Genomic DNA, 16933 nt, shown 5'->3' on the forward strand with positions numbered 1-16933 from the left:
GGGTGCCGTCCTCGGGGGGTGGGGGCGGGGCCCGGGGCCCCTATCCGTGGCGGCGGTGGGCGCGGGCCGCGGCGGCGCGGCTGCGGCGGGCGGGGCGGCCGGCCCGGGTGGTGCCGGTGCTGCGGCAGCGGCGGGCCGTGGCGGACCAGGCGGGGCTGGGGGCAAGAGGGCGGCGGGCGAACCTGGCCGGGGCGCTGGAGGTGGTGCCGGGTGGCGCGCGGCTGCTCGCGGCCGGACGGGTGGTCCTCGTCGACGACCTGATGACCACCGGCGCGACGCTCGCGGAGGCGGCGCGCGCCCTCGGAGCCGTACATCCTCCGTTCACCCCCGGGGCGGCGGGAAGATCCGGAAGTGATTTCGCGCAGCATGAATTCGAACAGCGGGTGGCGGCTGTAATCGCATCCTCTCCCGCTTCGTTCGAAATAAACCGGAACTCGCCAGGAACTTGCATCGTTGCAGGTGGTGAGAGGTGAAAGCATCCGAATGGAGGTAAGTCGCGGTAGCGGGTGCCGACACCCGTCCGAAGGGGCTATGTTCGGTTGTGAGGAAGGGTGAATACCCGTCCTCGACCGCATACATGGTTGCGCCTACAGGACAGGAGTTCAGGGCGAATTAACCTCCCGTCGACGGGGTGGCGATCTTGTCGGCTGGGGAGGAGGAGGTCGAAGTCGCCAAGTCCGAGCTCCGGTGAGACCGCCGGAGCTGGTGCAAAGGGAGATGCCCGTCGGCCTAGGAGCCGTCGGGCGATCCGGGAACGGAGTTCTGCGTGGACATCGTCGTCAAGGGCCGCAAGACCGAGGTGCCCGAGCGGTTCCGCAAGCACGTGGCCGAGAAGCTGAAGCTGGAGAAGATCCAGAAGCTCGACGGCAAGGTGATCAGCCTCGACGTCGAGGTGTCCAAGGAGCACAACCCGCGGCAGGCCGACAGGTCCGACCGCGTGGAGATCACCCTCCACTCCCGAGGCCCGGTCATCCGGGCGGAGGCGTCGGCCGCCGACCCGTACGCGGCCCTCGACCTGGCCAGCGACAAGCTGGAGGCGCGCCTCCGCAAGCAGCACGACAAGCGCTTCACCCGACGGGGCGCGGGGCGTCTCTCCGCCGCGGAGGTCGCCGACGTCGTCCCCGGAGTCGCCCAGCTGAACGGCCAGGGCGAGCTCGTCGCCGACGAGACCGGCGGCGAGGTGCCCACCACGATGATGGGCTCGATCGAGGTACGGGGCGAAGGCCCGCTGGTGGTCCGCGAGAAGACGCACCGGGCCGCCGCCATGGGGCTCGACCAGGCCCTCTACGAGATGGAGCTGGTCGGCCACGACTTCTACCTCTTCGTCGACGCCGAGACCAAGCAGCCGAGCGTCGTCTACCGGCGCCACGCCTACGACTACGGCGTCATCCACCTGGAGAACGACCCGCTCGCCGAGAACAGCGGCGGAGCGGGCGGTGCGCTCGGCGGCTGACCCGTCGAACGGTTGACCGGCCGGTCCGCGCGGCCGGCCGGTCCCGGTCGGGTGGCCGAAGCGCCGTCACGCACCCGGCCGCAGCGGCGGACACGCACGCCGCGCCCATGAGGCAGCACCCGTCTCGTACGTCCCGTCCGGTGCCCCTGGAGCGCTCCCCGCGCCCCCCAGGGGCACCCCTGTGCGCCCATGGGGCCGTCCCGGCGGCGCCGGGGCATGAAATCATGGCGTGCACGCCAACCGGTGCTTCTTGGGCAGTGGTTGGAGGACCGGAAACGAATTCAGGCCACGGCCTTCAGGGGGAGGAACGATGGCAGACAGCTTCGGCCCGGTGCTCAGCGGGCGCGAGCGCGGTGCGCTCACCCATGAGGGTGTTCCGGAAGGAACGGAATCGGCCAACGAGGTCTATCGCAAGGAGCCGATCCGGGTCCTGGTGGTGGACGATCACGCCCTCTTCCGCCGGGGGCTGGAGATCGTCCTCGCCCAGGAGGAGGACATCCAGGTCGTCGGCGAGGCCGGGGACGGGGCCGAGGCGGTCGACAAGGCGGCGGACCTGCTGCCCGACATCGTCCTGATGGACGTGCGGATGCCCCGCCGCGGCGGCATCGAGGCGTGCACCTCCATCAAGGAGGTCGCCCCCAGCGCGAAGATCATCATGTTGACGATCAGCGACGAGGAGGCCGATCTCTACGACGCGATCAAGGCGGGGGCGACCGGCTACCTCCTCAAGGAGATCTCCACCGACGAGGTGGCGACCGCGATCCGCGCCGTCGCCGACGGGCAGTCCCAGATCAGCCCCTCCATGGCCTCCAAGCTCCTCACCGAGTTCAAGTCGATGATCCAGCGCACCGACGAGCGCCGGCTCGTCCCGGCGCCCCGGCTCACCGACCGCGAGCTGGAGGTCCTCAAGCTCGTCGCCACCGGCATGAACAACCGGGACATCGCCAAGGAGCTCTTCATCTCCGAGAACACGGTGAAGAACCACGTGCGGAACATCCTGGAGAAGCTCCAGCTCCACTCCCGCATGGAGGCCGTGGTCTACGCGATGCGGGAGAAGATCCTGGAGATCCGCTAGGCGCCGGGCGGGGCGTCAGGCGTCGAGGGCCCTGGTCAGGAGCGGGGCCAGCTCCGGGGCGTCGACGCGCTCGATCCGTACCGTCTCGCAGCCGACCCACTCGGCGGCCTCGCGGAGCGCCCGGGCGACGGCCGGGACGGCCTTCGGGCCGTCCAGGGAGACCTGCTTGGCGACCAGGGCGCGGCCCTCGCGCGCCGGGTCCACCCGGCCGACCAGGCGGCCGCCGGCGAGGACCGGCATCGCGAAGTAGCCGTGCACCCGCTTCGGCTTCGGCACGTACGCCTCCAGGCGGTGGGTGAAGCCGAAGATCCGCTCCGTCCGCGCCCGCTCCCAGATCAGCGAGTCGAAGGGGGAGAGGAGCGTCGTGCGGTGCCGGCCGCGCGGTTCCGTCGCCAGCGCCGCCGGGTCCGCCCAGGCCGGCTTCCCCCAGCCCTCCACCGTGACCGGTACCAGGCCCGAGTCCGCCACCACCGCGTCGAACTGCTCCCCCTTGAGCCGGTGGTAGTCGGCGATGTCCGCGCGGGTGCCGACGCCCAGTGCCTCGCCCGCCTGCCGGACGAGGCGCCGCACGCACTCGGTGTCGTCCAGCTCGTCGTGGAGCAGCGCCGGGGGGATCGCGCGCTCCGCCAGGTCGTACACCCGCTTCCAGCCGCGCCGCTCGGTGACGACGACCTCGCCGTACATCAGCGCCCGCTCCACCGCGATCTTCGTGTCGGACCAGTCCCACCACTCGCCCTTGTTCTTGGCGCCGCCGAGCTCCGTCGCCGTGCGCGGGCCCTCGGCCCGCAGCTGGTCGATCACCTTGGCGTAGGAGCCGTCCGACAGTTCGTGGTGCCACTGGGGGCGGGCGCGGTAGGCGCGGCGGCGGAAGGCGAAGAGCGGCCATTCCTCGACCGGCAGGATGCAGGCGGCGTGCGACCAGTACTCGAAGGCGTGTCCGTCCGACCAGTAGGCCTCCTCGACCGCCGGGCGGCCGACCGCGCCCAGGCGCGCGTACGGGATGAGTTCGTGCGAGCGGGCCAGGACCGAGATGGTGTCCAGCTGGACCTGGCCGAGGTGACGGAGTACGCCCCGCACCCCGGCCCGGCGGTCCGGGGCCCCGAGGAACCCCTGGGCGCGCAGGGCGATCCGGCGGGCCTCGGCGGCGGAGAGTTCGGCGACGGGCTGGGGGGCGGGTTTCTGGGCGGGCATCGGCACGGTCGTCATGCCGAAACCCTAGGCCCCGGGACCGACAGCGCCGGGGCCCTCCGGGGCGGTCGTCCGGGGGGCGACCGGGGCCGGCGCGTCCCGGGGCGGCAGGTACGGCACGGGGCTCGGCAGGCCGAAGTCGGAGGGGAGCAGCGAGCCGGTCCAGCAGTCCCGGAGGGTGCCCTTGGTGAGCAGTCCGGCGCGCTGGACGCCCTCCAGGGTGAAGCCGACCCGTTCGGCCACCGCGCGGGAGCCGGTGTTGCCGATCTCGGCCTGCCAGGTCAGCCGGACGCAGCCGAGGCCGGTGAAGGCCCAGTGGGCGAGGGCCCGGACCACCTCCGTCATGTAGCCCCGGCCCCGCTGCCCGGGGGCCAGCCAGAAGCCGACCTCCCAGACGCCGGAGCCCCGGTTGTGCAGGGCGGCGGCGGCGAACAGCGGGCCGCCGTCCAGCGGTTCGACGGCGAAGTTGTAGTGGGAGTCGTCGCGCCAGCCGTCCGGGACGAGCCGGTCGAGGAAGAAGGCGGCGTCCTCGCGGGTGTAGGGATCCGGGACGATCGTCCAGCGGCGGATGGCGGGGTCCTGACAGTGGGCGTAGACGGTGTCCTCGTCCTCGGGGACGAAGCCGCGGAGCCGGAGGCGTTCGGTGGTGAGGGTGATGGGATCCATGCCCGGATTGTGGGGACCCGGCCGGACGGAAGCGAACACTTTTCGGAAGGGGCGGCACCTTCCGACCGCCTCGTGCGTTCTCTTTGCGGGCGGACGTGCGGCGGCGGCCTTGCGGGCCTCCCTCCGTGAGGGTGGTCTCGCTTACGATGGCCGTTGCGGTGGGGACCACCTGCCGTGCCCGCGCTCGTGTCCGTGACAAGACCCAGTGCCAGGCCCGACCGGCAAGGAGACCAGCCTCAGTGTCCGTCTTCAACAAGCTCATGCGTGCAGGCGAAGGCAAGATCCTGCGCAAACTGCACCGCATCGCGGACCAGGTCAACTCCATCGAAGAGGACTTCGTCAACCTCTCCGACGCCGACCTGCGGGCCCTCACGGAGGAGTACAAGCAGCGGTACGCCGACGGCGAGAGCCTCGACGACCTGCTGCCGGAGGCGTTCGCCACCGTCCGTGAGGCCGCGAAGCGCGTCCTCGGCCAGCGCCACTACGACGTCCAGATCATGGGCGGCGCCGCGCTGCACCTCGGTTACGTCGCCGAGATGAAGACCGGTGAGGGCAAGACCCTCGTCGGCACCCTCCCGGCGTACCTGAACGCGCTCTCCGGCAAGGGCGTGCACCTGATCACGGTCAACGACTACCTGGCCGAGCGCGACTCCGAGCTCATGGGCCGGGTCCACCGCTTCCTGGGGCTGACCGTCGGCTGCATCCTCGCCAACATGACCCCGGCGCAGCGCCGTGAGCAGTACAACTGCGACATCACCTACGGCACGAACAACGAGTTCGGCTTCGACTACCTGCGCGACAACATGGCCTGGTCGAAGGACGAGCTCGTCCAGCGCGGCCACAACTACGCGTGCGTGGACGAGGTCGACTCGATCCTCGTCGACGAGGCCCGTACGCCGCTGATCATCTCCGGTCCCGCGGACCAGGCCACCAAGTGGTACGGCGACTTCGCGAAGCTGGTCACCCGCCTCACCCGGGGCGAGCCCGGCAACCCGCTGAAGGGCATCGAGGAGACCGGCGACTACGAGGTCGACGAGAAGAAGCGCACGGTCGGCATCCACGAGGCCGGTGTCGCCAAGGTCGAGGACTGGCTGGGCATCGACAACCTCTACGAGTCGGTCAACACGCCGCTCGTCGGTTATCTGAACAACGCCATCAAGGCGAAGGAACTGTTCAAGAAGGACAAGGACTACGTCGTCATCGACGGCGAGGTCATGATCGTCGACGAGCACACCGGCCGCATCCTCGCCGGCCGCCGTTACAACGAGGGCATGCACCAGGCCATCGAGGCCAAGGAGGGCGTGCCGATCAAGGACGAGAACCAGACGCTCGCCACGATCACCCTCCAGAACTTCTTCCGCCTCTACGACAAGCTCTCCGGCATGACCGGTACGGCGATGACCGAGGCGGCCGAGTTCCACCAGATCTACAAGCTCGGCGTCGTCCCGATCCCGACGAACAAGCCGATGCAGCGCAAGGACCAGTCGGACCTGATCTACCGGACCGAGGTGGCGAAGTTCGCCGCGGTCGTCGACGACATCGTCGAGAAGCACGAGAAGGGCCAGCCGGTCCTCGTCGGCACCACCTCCGTCGAGAAGTCCGAGTACCTCTCGCAGCAGCTGTCCAAGCGCGGCGTGCCGCACGAGGTGCTGAACGCCAAGCACCACGAGCGCGAGGCCAGCATCGTCGCCCAGGCCGGTCGCCGCGGCGCCGTCACGGTCGCCACCAACATGGCCGGCCGCGGTACCGACATCAAGCTCGGCGGCAACCCGGACGACCTCGCCGAGGCCGAGCTGCGCCAGGCGGGCCTGGACCCGGTCGAGCACGTCGAGGAGTGGGCCGCGGCCCTGCCCGGCGCCCTGGAGCGGGCCGAGAAGGCCGTGAAGGCGGAGTTCGAGGAGGTCAAGGAGCTCGGCGGCCTTTACGTGCTGGGCACCGAGCGCCACGAGTCGCGGCGCATCGACAACCAGCTGCGCGGTCGTTCCGGCCGTCAGGGCGACCCCGGCGAGTCCCGCTTCTACCTGTCGCTCGGCGACGACCTGATGCGCCTGTTCAAGGCGCAGATGGTGGAGCGCGTGATGGCCATGGCCAACGTGCCGGACGACGTGCCGATCGAGAACAAGATGGTGACCCGGGCGATCGCCTCCGCCCAGTCGCAGGTCGAGACGCAGAACTTCGAGACCCGCAAGAACGTCCTGAAGTACGACGAGGTGCTCAACCGGCAGCGCGAGGTCATCTACGGCGAGCGCCGCCGCGTCCTGGAGGGCGAGGACCTGCGGGAGCAGATCGTCCACTTCATGGACGACACCATCGACGACTACATCCGCCAGGAGACCGCCGAGGGCTTCGCGGAGGAGTGGGACCTGGACCGGCTGTGGAGCGCCTTCAAGCAGCTCTACCCGGTGAAGGTCACCGTCGAGGAGCTGGAGGACGCGGCGGGCGACCGCGCGGGCATCACCGCCGAGTTCATCGCCGAGTCCATCAAGGACGACATCCACGCCCAGTACGAGGCGCGCGAGGCGCAGCTCGGCTCGGAGATCATGCGCGAGCTGGAGCGCCGGGTCGTCCTGTCGGTCCTGGACCGCAAGTGGCGCGAGCACCTCTACGAGATGGACTACCTCCAGGAGGGCATCGGCCTGCGCGCGATGGCGCAGAAGGACCCGCTGGTCGAGTACCAGCGCGAGGGCTTCGACATGTTCACCGCGATGATGGAGGGCATCAAGGAGGAGTCCGTCGGCTACCTGTTCAACCTGGAGGTCCAGGTCGAGCAGCAGGTCGAGGAGGTCCCGGTGCAGGCCGGCGCGCCGTCCCTGGACAAGGGCGAGGCCGTGCCGGCGGGCGGGCGTCCGGAGATCCGCGCCAAGGGGCTCGACGCGCCGCAGCGGCCGGACCGGCTGCACTTCTCCGCGCCGACCGTGGACGGCGACGGCGGGGTCGTCGAGGGCGACTTCTCCAACGGTGACGAGGCCGGCGACGGGATGACGCGGGCGGAGCGCCGCAAGGCGCAGAAGAGCGCGGGCGGACGCCGCCGCAAGAAGTGACCTGAGGGGATGAAGGGCCCTGCCGGAGCCGTCCGGCGGGGCCCTTCGTCATGGCTGGGCGCCGCCGCCGACGAGCCGGCCGAGGCCGTCGAGTTCGACGGCGGCGCACCGCCAGCGGTGGTCCGGGCCGCGCTCCAGGCGGAAGGCGAGGGCGCGGACGCGGGGGCCGGCGGCGAGCGAGGCGAAGACCTCCAGGACGGTGTCGGCGGCGTGCGGCTGGGCGGCGCAGCGGCGCAGCACGGGCCGCGGGCCGGGGGTGCGCGACGCCGTCCTCGGCGCGAGCCGGACCAGCTGCTCGTACGCCTCCCCGACGGTCAGTCCCAGCATCGAGTGCACCGGCCGTTCCCCGCTGAGCACCGCGAGCAGTCGTTCCGCGAAGGCGGTGTGCACGGGGAGGGTGCGGCGGGGCGGTGCCGCGCCCGCGCGTCCCGGCCGTCCGCCGGGGGCGCCCTGTGCGGGCACGGCCGCCCGCGGCCGTGCTGCGGGCCCGAGGGGGCGGCGGGGGGCGCACACGCCGCCCGGGCGCGGTCCCGCGGGCCCCGTGGGGCGGTGCGCCGGGGGCAGGGGGCTGGCGGGGTGCTCGGTGCCGGCGTGGGGCATGGGGGATCCCTTCGGTGGGTGACCGTGTGATACCGGTCGGTAACTTTCCGTGGGGACCTTGTACGGGGGCGGGGCGCCCGGCTGCAAGGGGGTGCGGGCGGGCGGCGGACACGCTGGGTGATTCACCTATCAGGGGGACGCCGGGGTGCGGGCGGGCATCCCCGGGCGGCGGGGGCGGACGTATCCTGAGGGCGTTTCCGACTACGAAAGCGGCCAGCCATGCGCGTGTACGTCCCTCTGACCCTTCCCGGTCTCGCACAGGCGCACAAGGCGGGGGAGCTGGGACCCGGCCCGCTGACCGCCTACGCCGTCACGCCCGCGCTGCGCGAGTGGTACGTCTCCGACGACATCGAGGAGCTGGAGTACGCGGCGCTCAGCCGGGCCGCCGCCGCCTCGCTGCGGCTCGTCGCGGGCGACCCCTCCGCGCCGCGGCGCCGGGTGGTCGTCGCCGTGGACGTCGCCGACAAGGACGCCGCCGCGGACCCGGACCGCGGCCTCGACGCCGGTGCGATCGGCGAGGTGCGGATCGCCGGGGCGGTGCCGCTGGCCAAGGCCGCCGCCGTGCACGCCGACGCGGACGACGCCGAGGCGGACGTCACCGCGGCCGCCGCCGCGCTCGGCGCGGCCGACCAGGGCGACGACGACGCCCAGTTCGTCGTGGACGGGGCGGAGGACCACGAGCTGCTCTGGTTCGGGGTCCAGGAGATCCCCTCCCTCCTCGCCTGAGGCGCCGGCCTGTACCGTCGCTCCATGGGGAAGCAGCACACGGGGAAGCATCTGGTCTGGGACTGGAACGGGACCCTGCTCGACGACATCGCCGCCGTCATCGGCGCCACCAACGCCGCCTTCGCGGAGCTCGGCCTCGAACCGCTCACGCTGGAGCGGTACCGCGAGCTGTACACCGTCCCGGTGCCGAAGTTCTACGAGCGGCTGATGGGCCGGCTGCCCACCGACGCCGAGTGGACCGTGATGGACGGGACCTTCCACCGGCACTACTGGGAGCGGGCGGAGGGCTGCGGGCTGACCGCGGGCGCCGCCGAGCTGCTGGCCGCCCGGCAGGGCGCCGGGGCCACGCAGTCGCTGCTCTCGCTGGCGCCGCACGCCGAGCTGCTGCCGCTGGTGCGGCGGCACGGGATCGCCGAGCGGTTCGTCCGGGTCGACGGCCGGACCGACCGGTCGACGGACGGGAAGTCCGCGCACATGGTGCGCCACCTGGCGGCGCTGGCCGTGCCCGCGGAGCGGGTCGTCGTCATCGGGGACGCCGCCGACGACGCGGTGGCGGCGGCGCACGTCGGGGCGAAGGCCGTGCTGTTCACCGGCGGGTCGCACAGCCGGCGCTCGCTGGAGCGGGTCGGCGTGCCGGTGGTCGACTCCCTGGAGGAGGCCGTCGCCGTCGCGGAGGAGCTGGCCTGACCCGCGTACGGGCCGTGCGGGGGCGGCCCGGTGGACCGCCCCCGCCCCCGCGTCAGCCCTTCGCGCGCAGCACCTTCAGGAACTCGCGCATCCAGGTCGGGTGGTCCGGCCAGGCGCGCGAGGAGACCAGCAGCCCGTCGACGACCGCCGCCGAGTCCTGGAAGTCCGCGCCCGCCGCCTGCATGTCCAGTTCGAGCGCCGGGTACGCCGTCACCCGCCGGCCCTCCAGACCGCCGACCGCCGCCGTCAGCAGCGGGCCGTGGCAGATCTGCGCCACCGGCTTGTCCGCGTCGAAGAACGACTTGAGGATCTTGCGGAGCTCCGGGTCGTTGCGCAGGTACTCCGGAGCGCGGCCGCCCGGGATCACCACCGCCGCGTAGTCGCCCGGGTCGACCTCCGAGAAGGCGAGGTCGGCGGGCCAGGTGTAGCCGGGCTTCTCCGTGTACGTGTCGTAGCCGGGTTCGAAGTCGTGGACCACGAACCGGAGCTGCTTGCGCGCGGGGGCCGCGATGTCGACCTCGTACCCCTCTTCGAGCAGACGCTGGTACGGGTACAACACCTCCAGCGACTCCGCCGCGTCCCCTGTCACGATCAAGATCTTCGCCATGGCTCTCCCGGTTCCAGAGATGGTCGGTCCGTCGTCGTGCCGGCGTCCACGCTGCACCGTTCCGCGCGATCCGCCAAGAGTGCATGTGTCGCTGTCCAGAACGTCAAACTTCCACCCCCGCTTTTGTACACATACGGCTCATGACGGGGCAGGGGGCTTGAGCGATAGGCTTTTCCCGTGATCAGCGCGATACGCCGCGGGGGCAGTGCGGCCCCCGGCTGCCGCCCGGCCCGCTCACGCGGCCGGGCCGCCCGTGCGTTCGCCGATCCCCTCCGTCCGGAATCGCCGCTCACCGTGGCCGGTTTCCATCCGGGCATCTCCCATCCGGGCATAACGTCGACCTCGACCGGAACCACCGCGTCGAGGCGTTCTGCCCTACCCACCGACGTCACGCAACGGCGCGCGACAGGAGTCAGAGGACATGCAGACCAAGCTGGACGAAGCAAAGGCCGAGCTGCTCGAGAGGGCCGCCCGCGTAGCTGAGCACAGCCCGGTCGGGGGGCGACTTCCGACGGGCCCGGAGGGCGACCGCCCGGACCGGGACACCGTGCTCGACTATCTCCAGCGCTACTACCTGCACACCGCCCCCGAGGACCTGACCGACCGCGACCCGGACGACGTCTTCGGCGCCGCGCTCTCCCACTACCGGCTCGCGGAGAACCGCCCCCAGGGCACCGCGAACGTGCGCGTGCACACCCCGACGGTCGAGGAGAACGGCTGGACCAGCAGCCACTCCGTCGTCGAGGTCGTCACCGACGACATGCCGTTCCTCGTCGACTCCGTCACCAACGAGCTGTCCCGCCAGGGCCGCGGCATCCACGTCGTGATCCACCCGCAGGTCCTCGTCCGCCGTGACATCACCGGCAAGCTCATCGAGGTCCTGTCCACCCAGATCCACGGCGAGCTGCCGCACGACGCGCTCCCCGAGTCCTGGATCCACGTCGAGATCGACCGCGAGACCGACCGGGCCGACCTCAAGCAGATCACCGCCGACCTGCTCCGCGTCCTGTCCGACGTCCGCGAGACCGTCGAGGACTGGGAGAAGATGCGCGACGCCGCGCTGCGCATCGCCGAGGGCCTGCCCGCCGAGCCCACCGCCTCCGACCTGCGGCCCACCGAGGTCGAGGAGGCCCAGGAGCTGCTGCGCTGGCTCGCCGACGACCACTTCACCTTCCTCGGCTACCGCGAGTACGAGCTCGTCGACGGCGACGCGCTCGCCGCCGTCCCCGGCACCGGCCTCGGCATCCTGCGCTCCGACCCGCACCACGCCGACGGCGAGTCGGGCCACCACGCCCACCCGGTCTCCCCGTCCTTCAGCCGGCTCCCCGCCGACGCCCGCGCCAAGGCCCGCGAGCACAAGCTGCTCATCCTCACGAAGGCCAACAGCCGTGCGACCGTCCACCGCCCCTCGTACCTCGACTACGTGGGCGTGAAGAAGTTCGACGCCGACGGCAACGTCATCGGCGAGCGCCGCTTCCTCGGCCTGTTCTCCTCCGCCGCGTACACCGAGTCCGTGCGCCGCGTCCCCGTCGTCAAGCGCAAGGTCCAGGAGGTCCTGGCCGGCGCGGGCTTCTCGCCCAACAGCCACGACGGCCGCGACCTGCTCCAGATCCTGGAGACCTACCCGCGCGACGAGCTGTTCCAGACCCCGGTCGACCAGCTCCAGGCCATCGTCACCAGCGTCCTCTACCTCCAGGAGCGGCGCCGGCTCCGGCTCTACCTGCGCCAGGACGAGTACGGCCGCTACTACTCGGCCCTCGTCTACCTGCCGCGCGACCGCTACACCACCCGCGTCCGGCTGCGGATCATCGACATCCTCAAGGAGGAGCTGAACGGCACCTCCGTCGACTTCACCGCCTGGAACACCGAGTCGATCCTCTCCCGCCTCCACTTCGTCATCCGCGTCGAGCCCGGCACCGCGCTCACCAAGCTCACCGACGCCGACGTGGACCGCATCGAGGCCCGGCTCGTCGAGGCCGCCCGCTCCTGGGCCGACGGCTTCGCCGAGGCCCTCAACGCCGAGTTCGGCGAGGAGCGCGCCGCCGAGCTGCTCCGCCGCTACGGCAACGCCTTCTCCGAGGGCTACAAGGCGGACCACTCGCCGCGCGCCGCCGTCGCCGACCTGGTCCGCATGGAGGCCCTCGCCGCCGGCGGCAAGGACTTCGCGCTCTCCCTCTACGAGCCCGTCGCGGCCGGCCCCGGCGAGCGCCGCTTCAAGATCTACAAGACCGGCGAGCAGGTCTCCCTCTCCGCCGTCCTGCCGGTCCTCAACCGCCTCGGCGTCGAGGTCACCGACGAGCGCCCGTACGAGCTGCGCTGCGCCGACCGCACCCACGCCTGGATCTACGACTTCGGCCTGCGGATGCCCGTGCCCACCGGCAACGGCGGCGACTACGTCGGCGACGACGCCCGCGAGCGCTTCCAGGAGGCGTTCGCCGCCACCTGGACCGGCGAGGCCGAGAACGACAACTTCAACTCCCTCGTCCTCTCCGCCGGGCTCACCTGGCGCGAGGCGATGGTGCTGCGCGCCTACGCCAAGTACCTGCGCCAGGCCGGCTCGACCTTCAGCCAGGACTACATGGAGGACACCCTCCGCAACAACGTCCACACCACCCGGCTGCTCGTCTCCCTCTTCGAGGCCCGGATGGCGCCGGAGCGCCAGCGCGCCGGCACCGAGCTCACCGACGGCATCCTGGAGGAGCTGGACGGCGCCCTCGACCAGGTCGCGAGCCTGGACGAGGACCGGATCCTGCGGTCCTTCCTCACCGTCATCAAGGCGACCCTGCGGACCAACTTCTTCCAGAAGTCCGCGGACGGCACCCCGCACGCGTACGTCTCCATGAAGTTCGACCCGCAGGCCATCCCCGACCTGCCGGCGCCGCGCCCCGCCTTCGAGATCTGGGTGTACTCGCCGCGCGTCGAGGGCGTCCACCTGCGGTTCGGCAAGGTCGCCCGCGGTGGTCTGCGCTGGTCCGACCGGCGCGAGGACTTCCGCACCGAGATCCTCGGCCTGGTCAAGGCGCAGATGGTGAAGAACACCGTCATCGTGCCCGTCGGCGCCAAGGGCGGCTTCGTCGCCAAGCAGCTCCCGGACCCGGCCGTGGACCGGGACGCGTGGATGGCCGAGGGCATCGCCTCGTACAAGACGTTCATCTCGGCGCTGCTCGACATCACCGACAACATGGTCGCCGGCGAGGTCGTGCCGCCGGTCGACGTGGTCCGCCACGACGAGGACGACACCTACCTCGTCGTCGCCGCCGACAAGGGCACCGCCACCTTCTCCGACATCGCCAACGGCGTCGCGGAGGACTACGGCTTCTGGCTGGGCGACGCCTTCGCCTCCGGCGGCTCCGCCGGCTACGACCACAAGGGCATGGGCATCACCGCCCGCGGCGCCTGGGAGTCCGTCAAGCGGCACTTCCGCGAGCTGGGCCACGACACCCAGACGGAGGACTTCACCGTCGTCGGCGTCGGCGACATGTCCGGCGACGTCTTCGGCAACGGCATGCTGCTCTCCGAGCACATCCGCCTGGTGGCCGCCTTCGACCACCGCCACATCTTCATCGACCCGAACCCGGACGCGGCCACCTCGTACGCCGAGCGCCGCCGCCTCTTCGAGCTGCCCCGCTCCTCCTGGGCCGACTACGACGCCTCGCTGCTGTCGGCGGGCGGCGGCGTCCACCCGCGCACCGCCAAGTCCATCCCGGTCAACGCCCACGTGCGGGCCGCGCTCGGCATCGAGGACGGCGTCACCAAGCTGACCCCGGCCGAGCTGATGAAGGCGATCCTCCAGGCCCCCGTGGACCTGCTGTGGAACGGCGGCATCGGCACGTACGTGAAGTCCTCCGCCGAGTCCAACGCGGACGTCGGCGACAAGGCCAACGACGCCATCCGCGTCGACGGCCAGGACGTCCGCGCCAAGGTCGTCGGCGAGGGCGGCAACCTCGGCGCCACCCAGCTCGGACGCATCGAGTTCGCCCGCGCGGGCGGCCCCGAGCGCACCGGCGGCAAGATCAACACCGACGCCATCGACAACAGCGCCGGCGTCGACACCTCGGACCACGAGGTCAACATCAAGATCCTGCTCAACGGGCTCGTCGCCGAGGGCGACATGACCGTCAAGCAGCGCAACAAGATCCTCGCCGAGATGACCGACGAGGTCGGCCGGCTCGTCCTGCGCAACAACTACGCGCAGAACGTGGCCCTCGCCAACGCCGTCGCCCAGTCGCCGTCCCTGCTCCACGCCCACCAGCGCTTCATGCGCCGCCTGGGCCGCGACGGGGCGCTCGACCGCCAGCTGGAGTTCCTGCCCAACGACCGGCAGATCCGCGAGCTCCTCAACAACGACAAGGGCCTCAGCCAGCCCGAGCTCGCCGTCCTCCTCGCGTACACCAAGATCACGGTGGCCGACGAGCTGATCGGCACCGAGCTGCCCGACGACCCGTACCTGGCCGGGCTGCTCCACGCCTACTTCCCGACGCTGCTGCGCGAGAAGTTCGGCGAGGCCGTCGACGGCCACGCGCTGCGCCGCGAGATCATCACCACCGTCCTGGTCAACGACACCGTCAACACCGGCGGCTCGACCTTCCTGCACCGCCTCCGCGAGGAGACCGGCGCCTCCCTGGAGGAGATCGTCCGCGCCCAGACCGCGGCCCGGACCATCTTCCGGCTCGCCGAGGTCTGGGACGCCGTCGAGGCCCTGGACAACCAGGTTCCGGCCGAGATCCAGACCCGGATGCGGCTGCACTCCCGCCGGCTCGTCGAGCGCGGCACCCGCTGGCTGCTCAACAACCGGCCGCAGCCGCTCGCGATCGGCGAGACCATCGACTTCTTCGCCGAGCGGGTCGAGCGGGTCTGGGAGCGGCTGCCGCAGCTGCTGCGCGGCTCGGACGCGGAGTGGTACCGGTCGATCCTGGACGAGCTGACCGGCTTCGGCGTTCCGGAGGAGCTGGCGGTGCGCGTCGCGGGCTTCTCCTCGGCCTTCCCGACCCTCGACATCGTCGCGGTCGCCGACCGCATGGAGAAGGACCCGCTGGACGTCGCCGAGGTCTACTACGACCTGGCCGACCGGCTGCGGATCACCGACCTGATGGACCGGATCATCGAGCTGCCGCGGGCCGACCGCTGGCAGTCCATGGCCCGCGCCTCCATCCGCGAGGACCTCTTCGCCGCCCACGCGGCGCTCACCTCCGACGTCCTGGCCGCCGGCAACGGCACCTCGACGCCCGAGGAGCGCTTCAAGGCCTGGGAGGAGAAGAACGCGGCGATCCTGGGCCGTGCCCGGACGACCCTGGAGGAGATCCAGGGCTCGGACACCTTCGACCTGGCGAACCTGTCGGTCGCCATGCGGACGATGCGGACGCTGCTGCGCACGCACAGCTGACGGCCGGGCGCCGGAGGGCCCCGTCGGACGTACGCGTCCGGCTGGGCCCTCCCGCTATTCCCGGACGGGGGTGACCGTGGACGTCCACAGCCGCCGGGCGGCGACGGCGGCCGCGGCGAGGAGCAGGGCGTTGCGCAGGGCCGTCACGGCCAGGCCGGCGGGGGTGCCGGCGACGACGTCGGCGTAGAGGACGGGGTACGCGAGGGAGCTGAGCACCGCCGCGGGGAGCAGGAGCACCGCGACCGGGCGCATCACGGTCCGGCGGGAGGTCAGGCAGACGGCGGCGAGGCCCAGCAGCCAGACCAGGTACTGGGGGCTGATCACCCGGCTGGTGACGGTGAAGAGCAGGACGGCGGCGAGGGCCGCGTCCAGCGGGGTCGCCTCGGTCCAGCGGCGCGACCGGAGCCGCCACAGCACCAGCCAGAGCAGGGCGGCGACGGTCAGCAGCAGGAAGAGGTGGCCGAGGGTGGAGACGTACGGGCCGACGTACTCGTACGCCCCGTAGCGGATCTCCACCGTGCCCGGCCACAGGCCGCCCGCGCGGGCGAGGGCGAGCGCGGTGCCGCCCAGGGACTCGATCTGGACGCCCCGCGCGCCCTGCTGCCGCAGGAAGCCGAGCGGGCCGGAGAAGCAGAGCGCGAGCACGGCGAGGAGGGTGACGGCGGTGACGGCGGCGGCCGTCCACGCCTCGCGGGTGGTGCGCCCCCGGGGCGTGCCGATCAGCGCGAGCGCCGGCCACACCTTGACCATCGCGCCGAGCCCGGCGAGCGCGCCGCCCAGCCGGTGGGCGGCGGGGGAGCGGCCCTTGAGCACGAGGAGGGCGAGGACGGCGAGGGCGGTGGCCTGGACGTCGTACCGGGCGAGCGGCAGGTGGAGGAGGAGCGGCAGGGCGCAGACCCAGTACCAGGCGCCGTGGGTGACCCGGGAGCGGTCGGCGACGGCCAGGCCGAGGGTGACGGCGGCGTCGGCGAGCAGGGTCAGGACGACGAACGCCTGGGTGTAGTCGAGCCAGGGGGTGAGCAGCCCCGGCGCCATGATCACCAGGCCGGCGCCGGGCGGGTACTGCCAGGTCGGGTCGGCGGGCGGGAAGGCGCCGTCGGCGAACTGGCCGTACCAGTACCGGTAGAGGAGCTGCACCTCGTGGCCGACCCCGCCGACGCCGAGGGCGTCGCTCGCGAGCAGCGCCAGCATGCCCACCCGGGTGATCAGCCAGACGGCGGCGAGCGCGAGGGCGGGGCCGCTGCCGACGGTGACGAAGGTGGCGGACGTGAAGGTGTCCGACTCGAAGGGCGAGCGGGTGAGGGAGGGGGGCGCGGGGGCCGTGGGACCGGAGGCGCGGGAGCGTCCGGCGTCACGGGGGTCGGGGCGATCGGGCGTCGTCACGCTCCGACCTTAGGTCCGTTACATCCTGTATGCCTTATTTTTCCTTTTCGGTGGCGCCCGTCCCGGTGAACCCCGCCTGCCGGGGGCCGGAAGGACCCCGCGGCCGACGACGTGCCGGGCCGTG

At 71.9% G+C, this 16933-nt stretch carries 11 protein-coding genes and 1 pseudogene; 7 read left to right on the forward strand and 5 right to left on the reverse strand.

Annotated features, from left to right (window positions below; genetic code table 11):
• The 3 genes and pseudogenes from AB0E83_RS32400 to AB0E83_RS32410 form a co-directional block, all read left to right on the forward strand.
• A pseudogene (locus AB0E83_RS32400) lies at window positions 1-473 on the forward strand (ComF family protein); the annotation flags it as partial.
• A gap of 293 nt (window positions 474-766) precedes the next feature.
• Window positions 767-1453, forward strand: a complete 687-nt coding sequence (gene raiA / locus AB0E83_RS32405) for a ribosome-associated translation inhibitor RaiA (RefSeq protein WP_362119878.1) — start codon at window positions 767-769, stop codon at window positions 1451-1453.
• A gap of 310 nt (window positions 1454-1763) precedes the next feature.
• The gene (locus tag AB0E83_RS32410; protein ID WP_362119880.1) at window positions 1764-2528 is read left to right on the forward strand and encodes a response regulator transcription factor; all 765 of its coding nucleotides are present in this window, start codon (window positions 1764-1766) and stop codon (window positions 2526-2528) included.
• Window positions 2529-2543: 15 nt separating this feature from the next.
• Here AB0E83_RS32410 and AB0E83_RS32415 read toward each other — a convergent pair whose 3' ends face one another.
• On the reverse strand, window positions 2544-3734 hold the full coding sequence (locus AB0E83_RS32415) for a crosslink repair DNA glycosylase YcaQ family protein (protein WP_362119882.1): 1191 nt from the start codon (window positions 3732-3734) through the stop codon (window positions 2544-2546).
• A 9-nt stretch (window positions 3735-3743) separates the two neighbouring features.
• Window positions 3744-4382 (reverse strand): GNAT family N-acetyltransferase, encoded by a 639-nt coding sequence (locus tag AB0E83_RS32420; protein WP_362119884.1) that lies wholly within the window; start codon window positions 4380-4382, stop codon window positions 3744-3746.
• A gap of 239 nt (window positions 4383-4621) precedes the next feature.
• On the opposite strand from AB0E83_RS32420, the gene secA reads away from it, so the two are divergent.
• The gene (gene secA / locus AB0E83_RS32425; protein ID WP_362119886.1) at window positions 4622-7423 is read left to right on the forward strand and encodes a preprotein translocase subunit SecA; all 2802 of its coding nucleotides are present in this window, start codon (window positions 4622-4624) and stop codon (window positions 7421-7423) included.
• A gap of 48 nt (window positions 7424-7471) precedes the next feature.
• Here secA and AB0E83_RS32430 read toward each other — a convergent pair whose 3' ends face one another.
• Window positions 7472-7813, reverse strand: a complete 342-nt coding sequence (locus AB0E83_RS32430; protein ID WP_362119888.1) for an Rv3235 family protein — start codon at window positions 7811-7813, stop codon at window positions 7472-7474.
• A 429-nt stretch (window positions 7814-8242) separates the two neighbouring features.
• On the opposite strand from AB0E83_RS32430, the gene AB0E83_RS32435 reads away from it, so the two are divergent.
• Both AB0E83_RS32435 and AB0E83_RS32440 read left to right on the forward strand, forming a co-directional pair.
• A complete protein-coding gene (locus AB0E83_RS32435) occupies window positions 8243-8749 on the forward strand; it encodes a hypothetical protein (protein ID WP_362119889.1) in 507 nt (168 codons plus the stop codon).
• A gap of 24 nt (window positions 8750-8773) precedes the next feature.
• Complete coding sequence (locus tag AB0E83_RS32440) at window positions 8774-9436, forward strand: HAD family hydrolase (RefSeq protein ID WP_362119891.1); 663 nt, start codon at window positions 8774-8776, stop codon at window positions 9434-9436.
• A gap of 52 nt (window positions 9437-9488) precedes the next feature.
• On the opposite strand, the gene AB0E83_RS32445 is transcribed toward AB0E83_RS32440, so the two are convergent.
• The gene (locus AB0E83_RS32445; protein ID WP_169084264.1) at window positions 9489-10043 is read right to left on the reverse strand and encodes a DJ-1/PfpI family protein; all 555 of its coding nucleotides are present in this window, start codon (window positions 10041-10043) and stop codon (window positions 9489-9491) included.
• Window positions 10044-10464: 421 nt separating this feature from the next.
• Between AB0E83_RS32445 and AB0E83_RS32450 the strand changes: the two genes are divergently transcribed.
• Window positions 10465-15426 (forward strand): NAD-glutamate dehydrogenase, encoded by a 4962-nt coding sequence (locus AB0E83_RS32450; protein ID WP_362119893.1) that lies wholly within the window; start codon window positions 10465-10467, stop codon window positions 15424-15426.
• Between the two features lie 54 nt (window positions 15427-15480).
• Here the strand turns inward: AB0E83_RS32450 and AB0E83_RS32455 are convergent, their stop codons facing one another.
• Window positions 15481-16617 carry a glycosyltransferase 87 family protein gene (locus tag AB0E83_RS32455; protein WP_362119894.1) on the reverse strand — a complete coding sequence of 379 codons (1137 nt, stop codon included), beginning with the start codon at window positions 16615-16617 and terminating at the stop codon, window positions 15481-15483.
• Window positions 16618-16933 lie beyond the last annotated feature (316 nt).

It is taken from the genome of Streptomyces sp. NPDC035033 (genome assembly GCF_040636735.1).
GTDB lineage: Bacteria > Actinomycetota > Actinomycetes > Streptomycetales > Streptomycetaceae > Streptomyces.